Here is a 20327-nt window from a genome sequence, read left to right as displayed (position 1 = left end):
CAAAATAACATAAAAAACGAAACTAAAAATTTCTATTGGAAACTTAAAGTTGACATATGCGACAAACGAAGTATAATACCAGCGAAACCTATGGAAAGGTGCTTAGTCCAATAAAGAAGTAGTGATATTAGATGGAACAAATATCAGTCCAATAGAAAAAAGGTGGATAACTCATAGCAGTTCACCTCGCATACTTTGGCTTGAATGGTTCCCCTCCATTTGAGCCTATCTATCATGTTCCTGAACGGATTTTCATTAGAAAATCTCTAAATTTATAAATTAATCGACTTAGTTTAAGGATAGAAGATCCAAAATCTTATTGATTAGATCATTTTAATAAATTAACTAATAAGTTAATCGAATTAGCGAGGGTTATTTGCTCCTGTTCATCTAAAGAACGAAGGTTTTCACTTAGTCTATTATGGAGCAGATAGGGGGAGGCATGAACAAAATCTTTTCCCTTTTCAGTAATATCAATATAAATGATACGACGGTCTTTACTGTCTCGAGTACGATGAATCAATCCTTTTTCTTCCAGCCTATCGATTACTCCCACCAAAGTGCTCATTGATAAGTAGACTTTTTTAGAAAGAGTAGAGAGAGTCATAATTCCATTTTCATAAATTTCATACAAACAGATGATTTGCGGTACGGTTAAACCATAACATTTATTCAATCGTCTGGAATGAAAATCCATTTCCTGCATGATTTTGCGTAAGGCTAGCATAATGCTTTTGGAACGCTGTTCGGATTGTATTTCAAGATCAATTTTCTGATTCATTTGATTGGGTTCAATAAGGTTCATGGATAGTCTTATACAAATTCAAGGTTGAAATTAAACGCATTAACCATTAGTATCGAAATGATTTGTGTACGAATTGTTTCAACAGATATGAATATTTAAGGGTATATTTATTGTACATCACTATTTAATGCAACTGTATAGAGCTCCTCAAAAATATCAAAGAGGGACTTTCAACATATATTCCAACTATCAATAATAAAAAGAAGGATTAATTATGCAAAGTCAACTCAAAGAATCCTTGGCTACGCAAACCGAAGATACTGTATCCGTTTCAGAAGAAGAAATTCAATTTAATAGTGGCGGAATACTGACTTTGGGAGTAGAAATTGAACTGCAACTTATTGATTCTGAAACCTATAACTTATGTTCTCGAGCAGAAGAGATCTTAAATGCGATGTCTCACCATGAGAAAATTAAACCTGAATTTTATTTAAGTACGATCGAAGTAAATACTGCTAAATGCAACTTGGTGCAAGAGGTTGAAGAAGATCTATATACTTCAATATCTGAGCTTCAACATGCTGCAAAAAAGCTCGGAATATTACTTGCAGCAACGGGATCTCATCCCTTTTCTAAATATGCTGATTGGATTATCTCACCAACAACCCGTTATCTGGATTTAATTGATCGAAATCAATGGCTTACTCGGCGTATGAGTGTGTACGGACTGCATGTCCATTTAGGTATGTCCAGTGGAGAAGAATGCATACGCTTTAATAATTTCTTCATGTATTTTTTACCGCATTTATTAGCCTTGTCTGCAAGTTCCCCTTTTTGGCAAGGGATTGATACCGGCCTATCTTCTTGTCGTCCAACCACCTATGAAGCTCTTCCCACAGCGGGTCAACCCTATCATGTCCGCTCATGGCAGGATTTTGAATATTTATATAAGACCCTTAAAGCCTGTGGCTCTATAAAATCACTTAAAGATTTATGGTGGGATTTAAGGCCAAGTCCTAATTTTGGGACGCTCGAAATTCGTGTTTGTGATGGTACGGCAACATTAGCAGAAACATTAGCTCTAGTAGCTTTAATTCACGCACTCGCCCATTGGTTTGCTGATAATGGAAGTTGGCTGGAAGCAGTCGCTTACCCCCCTTATTGGCTTTCTCGAGAAAATAAGTGGAGGGCCATTCGTCATGGCTTGGATGCTGAGTTAGTAATGAATACCGACGGTAAAACAAAATTAATGCGCGAGGATTTGCGAGAGTGGTTTGAGAAATTAAAACCCTATATTGAGCAACTCAATTATCACACCTATTTTTCGACGCTTGAAGCGATTATGGATGCAGGGACAAGCTCTGAGCGACAACGAAAAGTATTTGCCTATAATAATAGCTTTACAGAGGTAGTGAAACACAATATAAGCGAGTTTTTATTGCAAGTGCCGCTATACCGGCGTGAACTGGCCATTACCTAATGATAAAAGGAGCCTGAAAAGGCAGTAGCGTTGTTTTAACACGCGCACAATGGATTCATCCGTTTTTTCTGGGTAAATGATTGCTTTGTAATATCACCTTATTATATACTTCACCCCAATGTGTATGAAGGTCGTTTTATAGGCACGTAGCTCAGTGGTAGAGCACCACCTTGACATGGTGGTGGTCGGTGGTTCGATCCCACTCGTGCCTACCATGCAACTAAATCGTTTTCCAGGAGCGCCCGCTTTCATTTGGGATGATGCTTAAAATTGACTCCTCTTAAATTAAGGTTTAAGCCCTGCCATGCAGGGCTTTTTTTTGAAAAGAAGTGCTTACGGATAAAATTATGCCAAACATTAAACTGCCTGATGGAAGTATAAAACATTTTGAAGCGCCTTTAACTGTCTATGATGTAGCTCATAGCATAAGCCCTGGCTTAGCTAAAGCAGCTATTGCGGGTCGTATTAATGATCGTTTAGTCGATACTTCTTTCCTTATTGAAAATGATTGCGCCTTAGTAATCCTTACAGAAAAGCAAGATGAAAGCCTTGAAGTGATTCGTCACTCTACTGCGCATCTATTAGCACAAGCAGTTAAAAGTCTTTTTCCCACCGCACAGGTCACTATAGGTCCTGTTATTGAAGATGGCTTTTATTATGATTTCGCTTTTCAAAGACCATTTACTCCAGAAGATTTAGAGTCCATCGAAGCAAAAATGATGGAATTAGCTAAGGCAAATTACCCGGTAACACGTAGAGAACTACCTCGTGATGAGGCAATTGCATATTTCAAAGGCATTGGCGAGGAATACAAAGCGAAAATTATTGCTGATATTCCTAAAGATGAAGTATTGTCTCTGTATAAGCAAGGCGAGTTTGAAGATCTTTGTCGTGGTCCCCATGTTCCTTCCACAGGATTTTTGAAGGCATTTAAGCTGACTAAATTAGCGGGTGCTTACTGGCGTGGTGACTCCAATAACGAAATGTTGCAACGTATTTATGGTACCGCATGGGCTGATAAGAAATCCTTGGCCGATTATTTATTCCGTCTTGAAGAAGCTGAAAAACGCGATCATCGTAAATTAGGCAAGAGCTTAGAGTTATTCCACTTCCAGGATATTGCTCCTGGAATGGTATTTTGGCATCCCAAAGGTTGGACAATTTATCAAGAGCTTGAACGCTATATGCGACATCGTCTGGCTGATTTTGGTTATCAAGAAATTAAAACACCACAATTAGTTGATCGGGTTCTTTGGGAAAAATCAGGTCATTGGGCCAATTTTAGAGACGAGATGTTTGTCACTGAAACTGAAAATCGTCACTATGCCGTTAAGCCAATGAATTGCCCATGCCATGTGCAAGTATTCAATCAGGGTTTAAAAAGTTATAGAGATTTGCCTTTAAGATTATCAGAATTTGGTAATTGTCATCGATGTGAACCCTCAGGTGCCCTCCATGGTTTGATGCGTGTTCGTAATATGGTTCAAGACGATGCTCATATTTTCTGCACAGAAGATCAAATCCAATCTGAAGTAGCGATGATGCTCGAACTGGTTCAGTCTGTGTATGCCGATTTTGGTTTTAATGAGATTAAATATCGCCTGGCCTTACGTCCTGAAAAGCGAGTTGGCAGTGATGAGGTCTGGGATAAAGCAGAAGCGGCATTAATGCAAGCAATGAAAGATCGCAAGATAGAATGGATTGATGCTCCAGGTGAGGGAGCTTTCTATGGACCTAAAATTGAGTGTTCCTTGGCTGATTGTTTAGGCAGAATTTGGCAGTGTGGAACGATACAAGTTGATTTTTCGATGCCAGGTCGTTTGGATGCTTCTTATGTGGCTGAAGATGGTAGCAAACAAATTCCGGTTATGTTACATCGTGCTATTTTAGGCTCTTTTGAGCGTTTCATGGGGATTTTGATAGAACATTACGCAGGAAAATTTCCTTTATGGTTATCTCCAGTGCAAGCGGTAGTACTCACAATTAGCGAAAAACAGAATGAGTATGCTCAAAAGGTTACCCAAATTTTACAAAAAAAGGGTATTCGCGCTAACTATGACTTGAGAAATGAGAAAATTGGCTTTAAAATTCGCGAACATACTTTACAAAAAGTACCTTATCTCATAGTGATAGGGGATAAAGAAGTTGAATCAAACCAAGTCGCAGTGCGTTCTCGTGAAGGAATAGACTTAGGTGTGATGACAATAGATACAATTTGTGATACCTTGGCGCAAGAAATTGCTCGCAAAGGATCAATTGCAATTAACAAGCAGGGGGGATTAAACCATTAGTGCACCAACTAAGCGTGAAAATGATCGCGCAAGAATTAATGAACAGATCAATGTACCTGAGGTACGCTTAATTGATGTCGATGGTAATCAGGCAGGAATTGTCTCTACACGTGAAGCCCTGCGTGCAGCGGAAGAAGGTGGATTGGATCTGGTGGAAATATCCCCAACAGCCAAGCCTCCAGTATGCCGTATCATGGATTACGGTAAGTTTCTCTTTGAACTGAGTAAAAAACAAGCTGAAGCGAAGAAAAAGCAAAAGCAAATTCAGGTCAAAGAATTAAAATTCCGTCCTACGACGGAAGATGGGGATTATCAGGTCAAGCTACGCAACCTGATCCGTTTCCTAAATCATGGTGATAAAGTCAAAATTACGCTGCGTTTTCGTGGTCGTGAAATGGCTCATCAAGAACTCGGTATGAAGATTCTTGAGCGTTTACAGCAAGATACCGCTGAATTTGCAGTTGTTGAACAACACGCAAAACGCGAAGGAAGACAATTGCTGATGGTGTTATCACCCAAAAAAACTAAGTAGCTGAAACAAATGCGGAGTATATTGTTATGCCGAAGTTAAAGTCACATCGCGGAGCATGTAAACGCTTCCGTAAGACAGCAAGTGGTGCGATTAAACGTCGTGGCGCTTATAGAAACCATATCCTCACCAAGAAGTCCACTAAGGCGAAGCGTCATTTGCGCGTAGAGTCTGGTACTTTGAAGCCATGCGATGCTCGTTTAGCAGAACGCATGTTGCACGGTAGTTAAGGGGGGAATGAAGAATGCCAAGAGTTAAACGTGGGGTGATAGCGAAAGCACGTCACAAGAAAGTTTTAGACCAAGCTAAAGGTTATTACGGTGCCCGTAGCCGAACCTACCGCATGGCAAAACAAGCAGTAATTAAAGCGGGTCAATATGCTTATCGTGATCGACGTCAGAAAAAGCGTCAATTTCGCGCCTTGTGGATTACTCGTATTAATGCACAAGCTCGTGAGTGCGGATTATCATACAGCCGTTTAATTGATGGATTGAAAAAAGCATCAATTGAGCTGGATAGAAAAGTATTGGCTGATCTAGCTGTTCATGACAAAATAGCTTTTGCTGCAATTGCTGAACAAGCTAAGGCCGCATTGGCAAATTAACCTATTTAAAGCACTTAATGACCTGCATTACACGGTGAAGCGTAGCGAACCTAGGATACTTGGAATTAGTGCTAAAAAGATAAAACTTATTTTAAGGAGGCTGCGGCCTCCTTTTTACTTGTGGGTATAATTATGCAGGATATCATCACCATACAAGAGCAGGCTTCTGAAGCAATTAAGAATGCACAAGATGTATCTGGATTAGAGTCAATTCGCGTGGATTTTCTAGGCAAGAAAGGCAAGCTAACTGAAATTTTAAAAGGACTTGCTCATTTATCTGCTGAAGAAAAACCTAAAGTAGGTCAATTAGTAAATCAGGCAAAGCGTGAAATCAGTACATTGATTGAATCGAAGATGCTTGAACTCAAAGAAAAGCAGTTACTAGAAAAACTTTCAGCTGAGCGCATTGATGTAACTCTTCCAGGACGTAAGAAAGAAAGTGGTTCATTACACCCTGTCACTCAAGTAAAACATCGAATTAATGAGTTTTTTAGTCGTATGGGTTTTGATATAGTTGATGGCCCAGAAATAGAAACTGAATTTTACAATTTCGAAGCACTGAATATTCCTGGGCATCATCCAGCACGTGCAATGCACGATACTTTTTATTTTGGTGATGGCCGTTTATTGAGAACTCATACTTCTCCAGTTCAAATTCGTGCTATGGAACAACGCAAACCACCATTTCGTTTAATTGCTCCTGGCCGTGTCTATCGTTGTGATTCGGATTTGACCCATACTCCCATGTTCCATCAGGTTGAAGGGTTATTGATTGATAAGCAAGCGACGTTAGCCAGTTTAAAAGGCTTGCTCCAAGACTTATTTGCAGATTTTTTTGGTCGAAAATTGGCATTGCGGTTTAGACCTTCTTATTTCCCATTCACCGAGCCCTCTGCAGAAGTTGATATCGAATGTACCCAATGCAGTGGTAAAGGATGTCGCTCGTGTAAGTTTACTGGATGGCTTGAGGTTTTAGGTTGTGGCATGGTGCATCCTAATGTGCTCAAAGCGGTGAATATTTCTCCTGACGAATACCGAGGTTGGGCATTTGGGATGGGTATGGATAGATTGGCGATGTTGTATTACGGAATAGATGATTTACGGATGATGTTTGAAAATGATCTTACTTTTTTAAGCCAATTTTGAGAAATTGTGCACTTTGATTCTGTCATTTGCAGTATTGTGGTCCGACATTTGAGCTGAGCTCTGCGGACCTAAAAGTTTAATTAGGTGGTAAGGACTATAAATGAAATTAAGTAAATTATGGTTACGTGAATGGGTAGATTACTCATTAACTGAACAAGAATTAGCAAGTCAACTGACTATGGCTGGCCTGGAAGTAGACGCAGTAAGTCCAGTAGCAGGAGAGTTTACTCGTGTAATCGTCGCTGAAGTTCTTAGCACCAAACCCCATCCCAATGCAGATAAATTAACTGTATGTGAAGTCAATGCCAATACGGATAAGCCCTTGCAAATTGTATGTGGTGCGTCCAATGTCCGGGCCGGGTTAAAAGTAGCCTTGGCTATGATTGGTGCACGTTTACCGGGAGGTTTTAATATTAAAGAATCCAAATTACGGGGCGAATTATCTCAAGGGATGCTCTGTTCTGTCAGCGAGTTAGGCATGGCTGAACAATCTGAAGGCATCATGGAATTAGAAGAGGATGCTCCCGTAGGGATGGATTTACGCGAATATTTGACTCTTGATGATCATATTTTTGATATTGATTTAACTCCCAACCGAGCCGACTGCTTTAGCATTTTAGGTATCGCTCGGGAAGTGGCGGTTTTAAACAAATTACCCTTATTAGAAAAAACAATTTCTGAAGTGACGCCCAGTATTGACGACATCCTTCCCATCCAATTGAAAACTCCAGAGGCTTGTCCGCGATACTGTGGGCGCATAATTCGTAATATCAATACTAAAGCTACTACACCTTTATGGATGAGTGAGCGTTTACGTCGGAGTGGTATTCGCACATTGCATCCGATTGTAGATGTTATGAATTATGTAATGATCGAATTAGGCCAACCCATGCATGCTTTTGATTTAGCAACAATCAAAGGTGGAATCAATTTACGTTTTAGTCATGATCAAGAGCAGATAGGGTTGCTTGATGGTCAAGAATTAACATTAAATGAAAAAGTATTGGTTATAGCTGACCATGATAAACCTTTGGCGATAGCTGGGATCATGGGTGGAGAAGCCAGTTCAGTGCAAGCGCATACTCAAGACGTATTTTTAGAAAGTGCCTATTTTAATCCGATTGTCATTGCAGGTGTTGCGAGAAAATTTGGTTTATTCAGTGATTCCTCTCAGCGTTTTGAGCGCGGCGTCGATCCATGTTTGCAAATAAAGGCTTTGGAACGCGCTACTGCATTAATTTTAGAAATTGCAGGGGGAGAAGTAGGACCAGTTATTGAGGCCCAAGATAGGAAGTATGTACCAGAAACGGTGCGTTTTTCTTTTGACACCGATAAAGTAAAAAAATTAACCGGCCTTACTATTTCATTACAAGAAATGAAAACTTTATTAGAAGGGCTCGGTGTTGTCGTAGGTAAAGACCATAATAATTGTTTGGAGGTCACTATTCCTTCTCACCGCTTTGATATCCAATATGATGTTGATTTGGTAGAAGAAATCATACGACTTTATGGCTATGATAATTTAAATGCACAACCTACCACTACCGTAGTGCAGGCTGGAAAAGCATGTGGTAATGAAGAAATCGCTGCGAAGCTGTCTCACTGGTTCAGTAACAGAGGGTATCATGAAACGATAAGTTACAGTTTTGTTGATCCTGTACTACAACGCGAACTTTATCCAAACAAAGAATTTATACAGTTGCTTAATCCAATTTCTTCGGAATTATCCCAAATGCGTGCAGGGATGTGGCCAGGATTAATTGCCTCCATGATTTATAATGTTCACCGCCAGCAAAACGCGGTTAAATTTTTCGAAATCGGTGTGGTTTTTGATGTGAGCAAAGAACAAACCATTGAGCGCCCTTGTATTGCGGGTTTATTAATGGGAGAACAGGGGAGTGTCAATTGGAGTGAGCCTACTCGGGTCTTTGATTTTTTTGATTTAAAAGGTGATCTTCAATCTTTATTTTCTTCACTTAAAATAAAACAAGTCGAATTCGTAGCTGCTGTCCATGATGCGTTACATCCTGGTCAATCAGCACAGATACATATTAATGGAGTTCTCGCCGGATGGATGGGGATATTACATCCACGTTTGGCAGATGCTTTAGATTTGCAAGAGGATGTCTTACTATTCGAAATCAATTTAGCGGCATTAATGGGACATGAAGCGCCACGTTACAAAGCGATTTCAAAATACCCGCAAATTCGCCGCGATTTGTCATTCTTGGTTGACGCGGAAATCAGCGTTATGCAGATTGAATCAGCTGTTAGAGAAAACATAACCGAAAATTGGTTAAAATCTTTTGATGTATTTGATGTCTACACAGGTGAAGGAGTTCCTCAAGGTAAGAAAAGCCTTGCCGTGGCAATGACTTTGCAAGATGAAAGTAGGACTTTAGTTGATGCAGAGATAAATTCTTTAATTAGTGCTATAATCAACATGTTAGAAAACCAATTTTCAATCATATTGAGGGAATAATCGTGAATGCACTCAGCAAAGCAATAATGGCAGAAACCCTGTGTGATGAATTAAAACTGTCCAAGCCTGCATCAAAGGAAATGGTCGAGAATTTTTTTGAAGAATTGCGACATGCTCTCGAGCATGGCAATCACGTGAAGTTATCAGGATTTGGTAATTTTACATTAAGGGATAAGCCACAAAGGCCGGGTAGGAATCCAAAAACTGGAGAAGAAATTCCAGTAGTAGCCAGGAGAGTTGTGACTTTTAAACCTGGTTTAAAGTTAAAAACAAAAATTGAATCTATAGGAAAGTAGTCCATTGGCCTATTATAATAAACATATTCTCGTATGCACCAATCAAAAAGCTGCAGGCAAACAATGCTGTGGCAATACTGGTGGGGAACCTTTTTTTGATTATTTGAAATCCCGTCTTTTGGAACTGGAGATGCATGGTCCAGGAAAAGTGCGTGTAAGTAAATCGGGATGTCTTGGGCGATGTAGTTCTGGCCCATGTATCGTGATTTACCCTGAAGGCGTTTGGTACAGCTATTCTTCTTTCTCTGATATTGATGAAATCATTGAACAGCATTTAATTTCAGGCAATATTGCAGAGCAGTTATTAATTGACCAGGAATAATCAATAAATCAGGGCAGTCTGGATGTGGAAGTAGAGAAACCTGAAATTAAATTATGAAACACATTGATTTCGGATTCCGCTTTATCGTAGAGAGCCTATAGTTTAGGGTTATGTAGATAATCGCTTAGTACTAATGATGGTGTTTCTGCTTCACACAGATTAAACAAGAGAACAAAAATTATTATGATTCTTGTTTGAAATTTGCTATATTTACGCGGATTTAATTAATTGTTTATAAATTTTTATCCTTTTTTACTTGTAGGATGTTTCTGTTTTGGTTAAAATCGCCCGTCCATGATAGAAGATTACCAATTTAGGCGGTTCGGAGTTCATTTAATGAAGACATTTAGTGCCAAAAGCCATGAAGTCAAACGTGACTGGTTAGTGGTTGATGCCAGCGACAAAGTTTTGGGTCGCTTAGCAAGTGAGATTGCTCGTCGTTTACGTGGCAAGCATAAAGCTGAGTATACCCCCCATGTTGATACTGGTGATTACATTGTAGTTACTAATGCGGAAAAGGTTATTGTGACCGGCCGTAAATTTACCAACAAGATGTACTATCGTCATACCGGATATCCTGGTGGAATAAAATCAGATAGTTTTGAAAAATTACAGGCTAGAAATCCTGTTAGAATTATCGAACTTGCTGTTAAAGGCATGTTACCAAAAAATCCTTTAGGTAGAGAGATGTATCGTAAGCTAAAAGTATATGCTGGCAACGAGCATCCACATACTGCACAGCAACCCAAGCAACTTGATATTGAGGAATAAGTATTATGGCTGAAATGAAGCAATACTACGGCACAGGTCGTAGAAAAAGTTCAACAGCTCGTGTGTTTTTACGTCCAGGTAAAGGCGAGATCAAAGTAAATGGCCGTACTTTACAGGAATATTTTTGCCGTGAAACATCTTGCATGGTTGTAATGCAGCCACTTGAAACCGTTGAGCTTGTTAATAAATTTGATGCTTATATTACAGTATCCGGCGGTGGAGTTTCTGGCCAAGCAGGTGCTGTACGTTTGGGTATCGCCAGAGCATTAGTTGCTTATGATGAAGCAGGATTAGCAGAAGATGCTGAGCCTAGTCCAAATTCGGTTCGTAGAAAATTACGTGCGCGTGGTTTATTAACTCGTGATTCACGTCGTGTTGAACGAAAGAAAGTGGGTTTGCACAAAGCACGTCGTGCAACTCAGTACTCAAAACGTTAATCGTTTATTGGTTAAAAAACCCCGCTTCTGCGGGGTTTTTTATTTTGCGTGGTAAGAGTATGAAGTTCCTAGCCTAGGAGCAAGAAAGCGGGACTCGAGGTATCTATGTCTTATGACCCCGGTTATACTGCCTTGCACCCAGGCTACAAATACATAAGCAAATGATGGTGAATGAAAATACTAAGCCTGATCATGAACAGGATAAAAGCGATCGTATCGATGAAGATCGTCGTCAATTTTTGTTAAAAACAACCTGTGTATTAGGCGGGATAGGTGCTTTATGTGCTTTAACCCCTTTTGTGGCCTCATGGTTACCTAGTGCCAAAGCTCAAGCCGAAGGTGCGCCTGTACATGTTGATCTAAGTAAATTGGAACCAGGTGAGCAGGCGGTTGTTGAATGGCGCGGTAAGCCCGTATGGATAATTAGACGAACCAAGGAAATGTTACAGCGTCTGAGTCAGGGTTCTTCAAGACTTCGTGACCCAAATTCAGTAACGAGACAGCAGCCACCTTATGCAAAAAATGAGTTTCGTTCAATTAATCCAGAATACTTGGTTCTTATAGGGATTTGCACGCACCTGGGGTGTTCTCCAAAATACAAACCCAATTTGGGCGATTTAGGCCCTGACTGGCCCGGGGGGTTTTTCTGCCCTTGTCATGGCTCTACTTTTGATCTTTCCGGTAGAGTTTTTAAAGATGTGCCAGCACCTATTAATTTGGAAGTACCGCCATATTATTTTATCGATCAGCATACTCTTGTTATTGGTGAGGACAAAGTATAGATTCTTTGTCTGCATAATCGGTAGCCTGGGTGCAGCCAAGCGAAACCCGGGATGGTGAACAACATGGTTTTCCCGGGTTTCGCTCGCTGCGCCCAGGCTACAATTTATGATTGGTAACAGAAAAGGCTTGCTTAATGAATAGACTCCTCAATTGGCTCGATGAGCGTTTTCCTTTGATGAGCACCTGGAAAAATTATTTCAGTGCCTATTATCTTCCTAAGAATTTAAATTTTTTATATTTTTTTGGTTCACTAGCCCTTGTCGTTTTGATTAATCAATTGCTAACAGGTTTGTGGCTCACCATGTTTTATACTCCAAGAGCAGAACAAGCTTTTGCTTCTATAGAATATATCATGCGCGATGTTAATTTTGGTTGGTTACTGCGATATATGCACTCAACTGGGGCTTCTGCTTTTTTTATTGTTATTTATTTACATATGTTTCGTGGTTTACTTTATGGCTCATATCAAAAACCCCGTGAATTGGTTTGGCTTTTGGGGATGTGTTTATATATTTTACTTTTAGCGGGCGCATTTTTTGGTTATTTATTGCCTTGGGGACAAATGTCCTACTGGGGAGCAGAGGTAATCACCTCTTTGTTAGGTGCCGTTCCGTATATTGGTGAACATCTTGTCGTTTGGCTTAGAGGGGATTACTCAGTTGGGAATGCCACGCTACAACGTTTCTTTGGGTTACATGTGATTGCCATTCCATTCCTGCTTGTATTTTTGGTGTTCTTGCATGTTATTGCCTTGCATCGAGTGGGATCTAATAACCCTGAAGGTATTGAAATTAAAAATCACTTAGATGCGAAAGGAAATCCTCTAGATGGCATTCCCTTTCATCCATTCTACATAGTTAAAGACTTAGTCATGGTACTTGCTTTCCTTAGCTTATTTTTTGCCGTTGTTTTTTTTGCCCCTGAAATGGGGGGATATTTTTTAGAACATAATAATTTTGTACCCGCAAATCCTTTAATCACACCCGATCATATTGCTCCAATGTGGTATATGTCGCCATTTTATGCCATGTTGCGGGCGGTTCCGAATAAATTACTAGGCATTATCTGTTTGGGCTTAGCGCTATTACTGCTTTTCTTTTTACCATGGCTTGATCGCAGCCCGGTTCGCTCAATGCGTTACAAAGGGAAGTACTCAAGGATTATGTTGTTTCTAGGCGTAACTGCTTTTATGGTATTGGGTTATTTAGGAACAATTCCTGTAACTCCAATACGCTTGTTTTGGGCACGTATAAGTACGATTGCTTATTTTGCTTATTTTATCCTGATGCCTTTTTATTCTCGTTATGAACAATCACGTCCCTTGCCTTCTCGCCTAGGAGGGCAATGATGCGGATGCATGGAATCGCCTTCTACTTGGCCGTATGGTTTGGATGCTTCGTTCTAATTCCAGATGGATGGGCGCATACGGTAAAAGTCGATGTTCAAGATAAGGCTAGTTTACAAAAAGGCGCTCGATTATTTATGAATTATTGTTCCGGGTGTCACTCTTTAAAATATTTACGCTATAATCATATGGCCAAAGGGTTAGGGCTAATAGGATTTAATGGTCAGATAAATCAAGATTTATTAAAAAGTAATCTGATTTTTACCCAAGCAACAATTAATGATCCAATTCGTATTGCCTTGCCTCCTGAGGATGCCAAACAGTGGTTTGGGGTAGTACCTCCAGATTTATCATTAGTTGCTAGAGAAAAAGGGATGAAATGGCTCTATAACTATTTAAATGGTTTTTATAAGGATGATGCTCGTCCATTTGGTACAAATAACCATCTCGTTCCGGATGTTGCTATGCCAAATATTTTAGAAACATTGGCGCATGATCTACCAGAAGTGCAATTTGATCGAAATTTACAAGATTTGGTGACTTTTCTTGTTTATGTGGGTGAACCAGTACAGTCAATACGTCACTGTTTAGGATATTTTGTCGTGGGTTTCTTAGCGATTTTATTTCTCGTCGCCTGGGGTTTAAAAACAATTTATTGGCGAAAAATCGGCGTAAAGTAACCCAAAAAGGTAAAAATGTGGTAAAGTGCGAGTTTTTGTGTGTGTACTTACCTTTGTTATAGGTTGAATTAAATAGGAGTTGCTCATGGCAATTGTTGCGAAGCGCACTATAATGTCTTTATTTTCCGATACAGACGATGTTTACAGCCATCAGGTTCGGATTGTGTTGGCTGAAAAAGGGGTGAATGTTGAAATTCTTGCTGCCAAGCAGGCCGAACCCAGCGCTGATCTCTTATCAGTTAATCCATATGGAACCGTTCCTACTTTAATTGATAGAGAACTTGTGCTTTATGAGCCACGAATTATTATGGAATATTTAGATGAGCGATTTCCTCATCCACCATTATTACCTGTTTACCCGGTTGCTCGTGCTGAAACCCGTAAAATGATGCACAGGATAGAACATGATTGGTATTATTTAATGAACCGTATTTTAAGAGAAGATAATGCGGAACAGGCGAAAGCAAATTTATTTGAAAGTTTAACCGCACTGGATCCTGTATTCGCCGATAAGACCTATTTTTTGAGTGATGAATTTTCTTTGTTGGATTGTGCATTAGCACCGTTATTGTGGCGTTTGCCTCGATTGGGTATTGAAATTGCACCGGAGTTTAAAGGAATAATTGCTTACATGCAGCGCTTGTTCAAACGTGAATCGTTTCAAACAAGTTTGACTGATGCGGAGCGACAACTAAGAGCGGCATAATTATATGACAATGACATCAAATAAACCTTATTTAATACGCGCTGCCTACGATTGGATTGTAGATAACGAATTAACACCTTATATCCTGGTTAATGCCGAATATTCGGGAGTACAAGTTCCGAGAGAACATGTAAATCATGATCGTATTGTGTTAAATATCTCTCCGGCAGCAACTCGCGGTCTTTTGTTGGAAAACGATCGTATCATCTTCACTGCTCGTTTTTCAGGAAAAACAGAACAAATTTTTGTTCCACCAGGAGCAGTATTAGAAATCTACGCTAAAGAAAATGGTAGAGGTATTGCCTTTGCGATCGAAGATGAAGAAGATCCGCCTCCAGCATCTACTGGAGCTGCTGGCGCTGAATCGGATGGCTCAACTGTTTCTAAAAATAAACCTTCATTAAAATTAGTCAAGTAAAATGGACGTAGTCCGGTGCTTTTTAGCCTGGGTTAAGTGCAGTGTATCCGAGCGATTTTATCTCTTTAGCAACGATTCGGGTTCCTTTGTACTTCATCAGGCTACAACGCTTTAAACCAGACTACTTATAAGCAAGTGTTCGAAATAGTAGATTTGGAGCACAAGATGATCATACCAGCAAATGCCTTGTATCGTTGTGAACAAATTAGAACATGTGAGCAACAAGCTTCTTCTTTGTATCAGTTGGATGAAAATGCACTTATGTCCCGTGCAGGAGCGGAGGCATTTTTTCTTATAATTAAACTTTACCCCCAGGTACGACATATTGCCGTATATTGCGGTGCTGGAAATAATGCTGGGGATGGATATGTGGTGGCCAGATTAGCGCATGAGCATGGTTTATCAGTGACGATTTACCAGTGTAAAGCAGTGGCTGATCTCCCTTTTGCTGCACAACATGCAGCGTTAATGGCTATAAATTCAGGAGTGGAGTGTCAAGCGGCTGATGAACCATTAGAGACTGAAGTAGAATTAATTATTGACGCTCTTTTAGGAATTGGCCTAAAAGGGCCTGTACGTGGAGTTATTGCATCAGCAATTAATCAGATCAACTCCAGTGGGCTACCTGTTATAGCTTTGGATATTCCCTCAGGTATAAATGCCGATACAGGAAAGGTAGATAATTTTTGTGTTAAGGCCAACATTACCTTAACCTTTATCGCTCAAAAAGCAGGTATGTATACCGCCGATGGCCCGGATTATTGTGGTATTATTCATTGTTGCTCTTTACAACTTGATTCCTGTGTCTCTCATTTGGTTCCAACTGCTCGTCTTTTAAGTTCAGATACTTTATCTTTACCCTTGGCTAAACGAAAAAAAAATTCGCATAAAGGCAATTATGGCCATGTTTTAGTAGTTGGTGGGGGGCCAGGAATGCCTGGTGCAATCAGTTTGGCTGCTAAAGCAGTAATGCGAACAGGAGCAGGAGCAGTTACCGTTGCTACATGGCCGGAACATGCCAAAAGTGCCTTATCAATAATTCCCGAAGCGATGGTAAATGGTGTTGCAACTGCCCAAGATTTAAAACCGCTTTTAGCCCAGGCTACGGTCTGTGTTATTGGTCCAGGTCTAGGGGAAAGTGAGTGGGCGATGAATCTGTTTTTGACTGCGATTACCTCACAATTACCTATGGTTATTGATGCATCTGCCTTAAGATTGTTAGCCGAAAATCCTCAACTGGATGATAATTGGATATTAACACCACATCCAGGTGAAGCAGCTTGCTTGCTTTCTTCTTCTGCTGATTTGGTTCAGAAAGATAGATACCTTGCCGCGGCAAATATCCAGAAACAATATGGTGGCGTCGTTGTATTAAAAGGGGCTGGTTCGGTGGTTCAAACAGAGAAGGATACTTTTGTTTGTCCCCGAGGTAATCCTGCCATGGCTAGTGCTGGTATGGGTGATGTATTAAGCGGTATTATTGCGGGTCTTTGTGCTCAAGGATACTCTTTATCCGAAGCAGCACAATGCGGTGTGTGGGCTCACGCAGTTGCAGGGGATCTGGTAGCAAAAAAACTGGGAGGAACTGGTTTATTGGCCAGTGATTTATTTGATGTTTTACCTCACGTATTGAATTATCCTGAATGATGACAAATAGTGAATTAAATGATGTTATAACACTAGATTTACCTGATGAGAAGGCCAGTGAACTGTTTGCCTCCCATCTGGCCTCTTGTCTTTGTCCTTCTTTAATCATGACCTTTAGTGGAGACTTGGGGGCAGGTAAGACAACTATTATTCGCGCTATGCTAAGACATATGGGCGTTCAATCTCCAATTAAAAGCCCTACTTTTTCTTTAGTAGAAAGTTATTTATGCAATCATCTAACCCTACATCATTTTGATCTCTACCGTATACATCATGAAGAAGAGTTGGAATATCTTGGTTTTAGAGATTATTTTACCCAGGAGAGCATCTGTTGTATTGAATGGGCAGAAAATGCAGGAGGAGCATTGCCACAAGTCGATATTCGTTTTAAGTTAGCTATTAAGGGGGCTGGACGTGAAATGCAAATTATGGCATTGAGCGCAGCTGGTAAAAGAATTTTAGCGCGTCTTGCAGGTGAAATATGATATTTCGCTTCTTGTGTTTTATAGTGATGTGTTTTTGCTCGATAACAACATTTAGTGCCCAACTCAAATCAATTGTTTTAAAACAGCAAGGAAATCAAACCTCACTGTTTCTAACAATTAATGGTCCATTCACCCATAAATTATTTTTGTTAAATAATCCTGAACGAGTTGTCTTGGACTTAAATAATACACAATTGGCTGTCGATTTAAAGCAATTGGGTTTAATTAATGGATTAGTCCGACAAGTTCGAAGCGGGCATTCGGAGCCTAGAACTTTAAGGCTCGTGTTCGAAGTAAATCAAAAAGTACAACTTAGATCAGCTCCTTGGAAACCCAATGGTGCTTTTGGAGGTATTCGTGTTGATTTACTGCATAGCGGTCATCTTGTTGCGCCTATTGCCGCAACTACTCCTCCAAAAGCAGTGTATGTTGCCCCAAAATCCTACTCCACGCAGAAAATACAACAGCCAAAGTTGCCTGTGAAAGTTGAGACCAAGCAACCAACACTCCCTATCCTCGCAAATCAAAAGCCAATTAAGGTGAGTGGCAGACCCTCTAGACTCCGTGATGTTATTATTGTTTTGGATGCAGGTCATGGTGGCAAGGATCCAGGGGCTAGAGGTCCACACCGCAGTCGCGAAAAAGACGTTGTTTTAGCAATTACTTTGAAGCTAAAACAATTAATTGATAGACAACCCGGGATGCGTGCTGTACTAACGCGGTCGGGAGATTATTATGTTGGCCTGCGGCAGCGTCTTGATATAGCCAGAAAATATAATGGCGATGTATTTGTGGCAATTCATGCAGATGCATTCAATAATCCACATTCAAATGGTGCTTCAGTATTTGCTTTATCGCAGAGGGGGGCTACAAGCGAAGCAGCGCGTTGGCTTGCAGAAAAGGAGAACTATTCAGAATTAGGGGGGGTTAACCTGGGCGATCTGGATGATCAGAATGGTGTGGTGCGTTCAGTCCTGATTGATTTATCACAAACAGCGACGATAAATTCTGGTTTGCAAATGGGGGGACGAGTTTTAAGCCAGCTGGGTAATTTCACCAATTTGCATAATACTAAAGTGGAGCAGGCTGGGTTTGTTGTTTTGAAGTCTGCAGATATTCCTTCAATTTTGGTAGAAACAGGATTTATCTCAAATCCAATTGAGGAACGTAATTTAACCAACCCAGCATATCAAACTCGTTTGAGCCAGGCCATTTTTCAAGGCATTAAAGGCTATTTTTGGGAAAATCCGCCTCACGGATCTCGTATTGAGGCAATGACGACGAACAATGTCCATTTGGTTCGCGCTGGAGAAACTTTACCTGCTATAGCTGCCCGTTATCATGTTTCAGTTGCAGCCCTCCAGTCTACCAATCATTTGCGCGGAATCTCTCGACTTAAGCCGGGCCAAAAACTGGTGATTCCTCCAGCATGGGCATAAGAATTCATCAATTACCGCCGCTCATAGCGAATCAAATTGCTGCGGGAGAAGTAATAGAACGCCCGGCGTCAGTAGTGAAAGAGTTGCTGGAAAACTCTTTTGATGCCGGTGCAGATGCTATTACCATCGAAATAGGTTATGGCGGGCTTAATCAAATCAAGATCAGTGATAATGGAATAGGTATTGTAGCAGAAGACTTGCCTTTGGCCATTGCAGCACACGCGACCAGCAAAATCAGTACCCTTGATGATTTATATGCAATTGACAGTATGGGTTTTCGCGGCGAAGCATTAGCAAGTATTGCATCAATAGCAAAAGTTACTATTAGTTCCAGACCTGAACATCAAGAGACAGCGACCATGCTGCGAGTCCATGGCCTCGAGCGGTCTATTTCACCTTGTGCTCGGGCTGTAGGAACGACGGTAGATGTGGTGGATTTATTTTTTAATGCACCTGTTCGAAAACGTTTTTTAAAAAGCGAAAAATTAGAGTTTCAAGCAATAGAAACCACCGTGAAACGTTTTGCTTTAAGCGCTCCTGGAATTGCGCTCACGTTAAAACATAATGGAAAGCAGGTCCTGGCTCTTCCTGCTGCAACCAATGAACAAACTCGGTTAACACGTATTACCCGTATATTCGGTAGTGCTTTTGTTAAAGAATCAATTTATCTTGATGTGGAACATGGGGAAATGAAGCTCTGTGGTTGGTTAAGTAATACTAATTTTCAGCGTAGTCAAAATGATCGTTTGTGGGTTTATATTAATCAACGGATGGTTAAAGACAAGTTAATTCACCAGGCGTTAAAGCAAGCCTATGATGGTTTATTACATCCTGGTCGATTTCCTGCATGCATATTGTATCTAATGATTAAACATGCAGAGGTTGATGTAAACGTTCACCCCACCAAACATGAAGTTCGCTTTCAACAGCCCCGTTTAGTGTTTGATTTTTTAACCTCCCAATTGACTGCGGCACTGAAGGCTAAAAAAGAAACTTGCGAAGATGCTCCCTATGAATTGAGCGAACCGACGCATCAAAATCAGATTCAAACAATTTATGAACCTTATCCGAAATTAATTGGATCCAGTAACAGCATTTATCATTGTGAAACGGAATTATCTTGGGTCATTTTAAATAGCCGATATATCATAGTGTTCATAAATCAACAACCGTATATTGTGGATATAATAACCTTATATCAACATCGGATGCAGGAGCAAATACCGCAGTTGTTCTTTCCTTTGGCAAGTAGACCTTTATTGGTTCCTATTCGTTATTCTTTTCCGCAAAAGCGACACTCTAGTTCTATAGAATTAGTACAGAGTCTCAAATCATTAGGAATACATATGGAGTGGGTGGACGATAATGAAGTACTTATTCGGAGTATACCGCTTTGTATGCCACATTTAGATTTACGGTTATTTCTAGATTCAATTGCAGAATGCAATGTAGTTCAACAGGATCAATTACTTGAAATAATGAACCAATCACAAAAATTTGATCCTAGACTTCTAAACCGTGAGGAAAAAATTGAATTAAATGAATTATTACTTAAAATATATAAAGAGCAAAACAAAAAGTTTGGCTTATTTACAGCATTAACAAATGAAGATTGTAAAAAATTAGTAGATACATAGTTTTGAGCATAATTAAAATTAAAGAAATAGTTCCCTTCTTCCCTCACCTGGGGAGGAAAGTGTCTAGGGTTAATGAGGCGATTT

At 40.1% G+C, this 20327-nt stretch carries 21 protein-coding genes and 1 tRNA gene; 21 read left to right on the top strand and 1 reads right to left on the bottom strand.

What is annotated here, in order from left to right:
* Window positions 1-328: 328 nt before the first annotated feature.
* A complete protein-coding gene (locus tag ACWTE2_RS13060) occupies window positions 329-805 on the bottom strand; it encodes a MarR family winged helix-turn-helix transcriptional regulator (protein ID WP_454785673.1) in 477 nt (158 codons plus the stop codon).
* A gap of 214 nt (window positions 806-1019) precedes the next feature.
* On the opposite strand from ACWTE2_RS13060, the gene ACWTE2_RS13055 reads away from it, so the two are divergent.
* The 21 genes from ACWTE2_RS13055 to mutL all read left to right on the top strand — a co-directional run bounded on the left by ACWTE2_RS13055 (window position 1020) and on the right by mutL (window position 20243).
* On the top strand, window positions 1020-2225 hold the full coding sequence (locus tag ACWTE2_RS13055) for a carboxylate-amine ligase (RefSeq protein WP_454785672.1): 1206 nt from the start codon (window positions 1020-1022) through the stop codon (window positions 2223-2225).
* 140 nt (window positions 2226-2365) lie between these two features.
* Window positions 2366-2440: transfer RNA gene (locus tag ACWTE2_RS13050), tRNA-Val, on the top strand.
* 132 nt (window positions 2441-2572) lie between these two features.
* Window positions 2573-4516 carry a threonine--tRNA ligase gene (gene thrS, locus ACWTE2_RS13045; protein ID WP_454785671.1) on the top strand — a complete coding sequence of 648 codons (1944 nt, stop codon included), beginning with the start codon at window positions 2573-2575 and terminating at the stop codon, window positions 4514-4516.
* The gene (gene infC / locus ACWTE2_RS13040) at window positions 4512-5048 is read left to right on the top strand and encodes a translation initiation factor IF-3 (protein ID WP_040523000.1); all 537 of its coding nucleotides are present in this window, start codon (window positions 4512-4514) and stop codon (window positions 5046-5048) included. Before thrS ends, infC begins: the two co-directional genes overlap by 5 nt.
* Before the next feature lie 26 nt (window positions 5049-5074).
* A complete protein-coding gene (gene rpmI, locus ACWTE2_RS13035; protein WP_182392387.1) occupies window positions 5075-5275 on the top strand; it encodes a 50S ribosomal protein L35 in 201 nt (66 codons plus the stop codon).
* 14 nt (window positions 5276-5289) lie between these two features.
* A complete protein-coding gene (gene rplT / locus ACWTE2_RS13030) occupies window positions 5290-5649 on the top strand; it encodes a 50S ribosomal protein L20 (RefSeq protein WP_182392388.1) in 360 nt (119 codons plus the stop codon).
* 132 nt (window positions 5650-5781) lie between these two features.
* Window positions 5782-6795, top strand: coding sequence for a phenylalanine--tRNA ligase subunit alpha (gene pheS, locus ACWTE2_RS13025; protein ID WP_454785670.1), 1014 nt, complete (start codon window positions 5782-5784; stop codon window positions 6793-6795).
* A 100-nt stretch (window positions 6796-6895) separates the two neighbouring features.
* Window positions 6896-9277: a phenylalanine--tRNA ligase subunit beta gene (gene pheT, locus ACWTE2_RS13020; RefSeq protein WP_454785669.1), complete on the top strand. Its 2382-nt coding sequence runs from the start codon at window positions 6896-6898 to the stop codon at window positions 9275-9277.
* A 2-nt stretch (window positions 9278-9279) separates the two neighbouring features.
* A complete protein-coding gene (locus tag ACWTE2_RS13015; RefSeq protein WP_182392391.1) occupies window positions 9280-9573 on the top strand; it encodes an integration host factor subunit alpha in 294 nt (97 codons plus the stop codon).
* A gap of 4 nt (window positions 9574-9577) precedes the next feature.
* The gene (locus tag ACWTE2_RS13010; RefSeq protein ID WP_182392392.1) at window positions 9578-9895 is read left to right on the top strand and encodes a (2Fe-2S) ferredoxin domain-containing protein; all 318 of its coding nucleotides are present in this window, start codon (window positions 9578-9580) and stop codon (window positions 9893-9895) included.
* A gap of 336 nt (window positions 9896-10231) precedes the next feature.
* Complete coding sequence (gene rplM / locus ACWTE2_RS13005; protein ID WP_028380713.1) at window positions 10232-10666, top strand: 50S ribosomal protein L13; 435 nt, start codon at window positions 10232-10234, stop codon at window positions 10664-10666.
* Between the two features lie 5 nt (window positions 10667-10671).
* Window positions 10672-11103, top strand: a complete 432-nt coding sequence (gene rpsI, locus ACWTE2_RS13000; protein WP_182392393.1) for a 30S ribosomal protein S9 — start codon at window positions 10672-10674, stop codon at window positions 11101-11103.
* Between the two features lie 164 nt (window positions 11104-11267).
* Window positions 11268-11885 carry a ubiquinol-cytochrome c reductase iron-sulfur subunit gene (gene petA, locus ACWTE2_RS12995; RefSeq protein ID WP_454785700.1) on the top strand — a complete coding sequence of 206 codons (618 nt, stop codon included), beginning with the start codon at window positions 11268-11270 and terminating at the stop codon, window positions 11883-11885.
* Window positions 11886-12019: 134 nt separating this feature from the next.
* Complete coding sequence (locus tag ACWTE2_RS12990; RefSeq protein ID WP_454785668.1) at window positions 12020-13234, top strand: cytochrome b; 1215 nt, start codon at window positions 12020-12022, stop codon at window positions 13232-13234.
* Complete coding sequence (locus tag ACWTE2_RS12985; protein WP_454785699.1) at window positions 13234-13911, top strand: cytochrome c1; 678 nt, start codon at window positions 13234-13236, stop codon at window positions 13909-13911. The genes ACWTE2_RS12990 and ACWTE2_RS12985 overlap by 1 nt, the downstream gene beginning before the upstream one ends.
* Window positions 13912-13996: 85 nt before the next feature.
* Complete coding sequence (locus ACWTE2_RS12980) at window positions 13997-14617, top strand: glutathione S-transferase N-terminal domain-containing protein (protein WP_182392395.1); 621 nt, start codon at window positions 13997-13999, stop codon at window positions 14615-14617.
* A gap of 4 nt (window positions 14618-14621) precedes the next feature.
* Window positions 14622-15035, top strand: coding sequence for a ClpXP protease specificity-enhancing factor (locus ACWTE2_RS12975; protein ID WP_454785667.1), 414 nt, complete (start codon window positions 14622-14624; stop codon window positions 15033-15035).
* Window positions 15036-15200: 165 nt separating this feature from the next.
* Window positions 15201-16682 (top strand): NAD(P)H-hydrate dehydratase, encoded by a 1482-nt coding sequence (locus tag ACWTE2_RS12970; RefSeq protein WP_454785666.1) that lies wholly within the window; start codon window positions 15201-15203, stop codon window positions 16680-16682.
* The gene (gene tsaE, locus ACWTE2_RS12965) at window positions 16682-17167 is read left to right on the top strand and encodes a tRNA (adenosine(37)-N6)-threonylcarbamoyltransferase complex ATPase subunit type 1 TsaE (RefSeq protein ID WP_454785698.1); all 486 of its coding nucleotides are present in this window, start codon (window positions 16682-16684) and stop codon (window positions 17165-17167) included. The genes ACWTE2_RS12970 and tsaE overlap by 1 nt, the downstream gene beginning before the upstream one ends.
* Window positions 17164-18606 carry an N-acetylmuramoyl-L-alanine amidase gene (locus ACWTE2_RS12960; RefSeq protein WP_454785665.1) on the top strand — a complete coding sequence of 481 codons (1443 nt, stop codon included), beginning with the start codon at window positions 17164-17166 and terminating at the stop codon, window positions 18604-18606. The genes tsaE and ACWTE2_RS12960 overlap by 4 nt, the downstream gene beginning before the upstream one ends.
* Entirely contained in the window at window positions 18597-20243 is a 1647-nt protein-coding gene (gene mutL, locus ACWTE2_RS12955) for a DNA mismatch repair endonuclease MutL (protein WP_454785664.1), read from the top strand. The genes ACWTE2_RS12960 and mutL overlap by 10 nt, the downstream gene beginning before the upstream one ends.
* The last annotated feature ends 84 nt before the right edge of the window (window positions 20244-20327 follow it).

The sequence above is a fragment of the Legionella nigrisilvae genome, assembly GCF_977063395.2.
The sequence above is the reverse complement of the archived record's forward strand: the minus strand, read 5'-3'. Positions and strand labels throughout refer to the sequence as shown.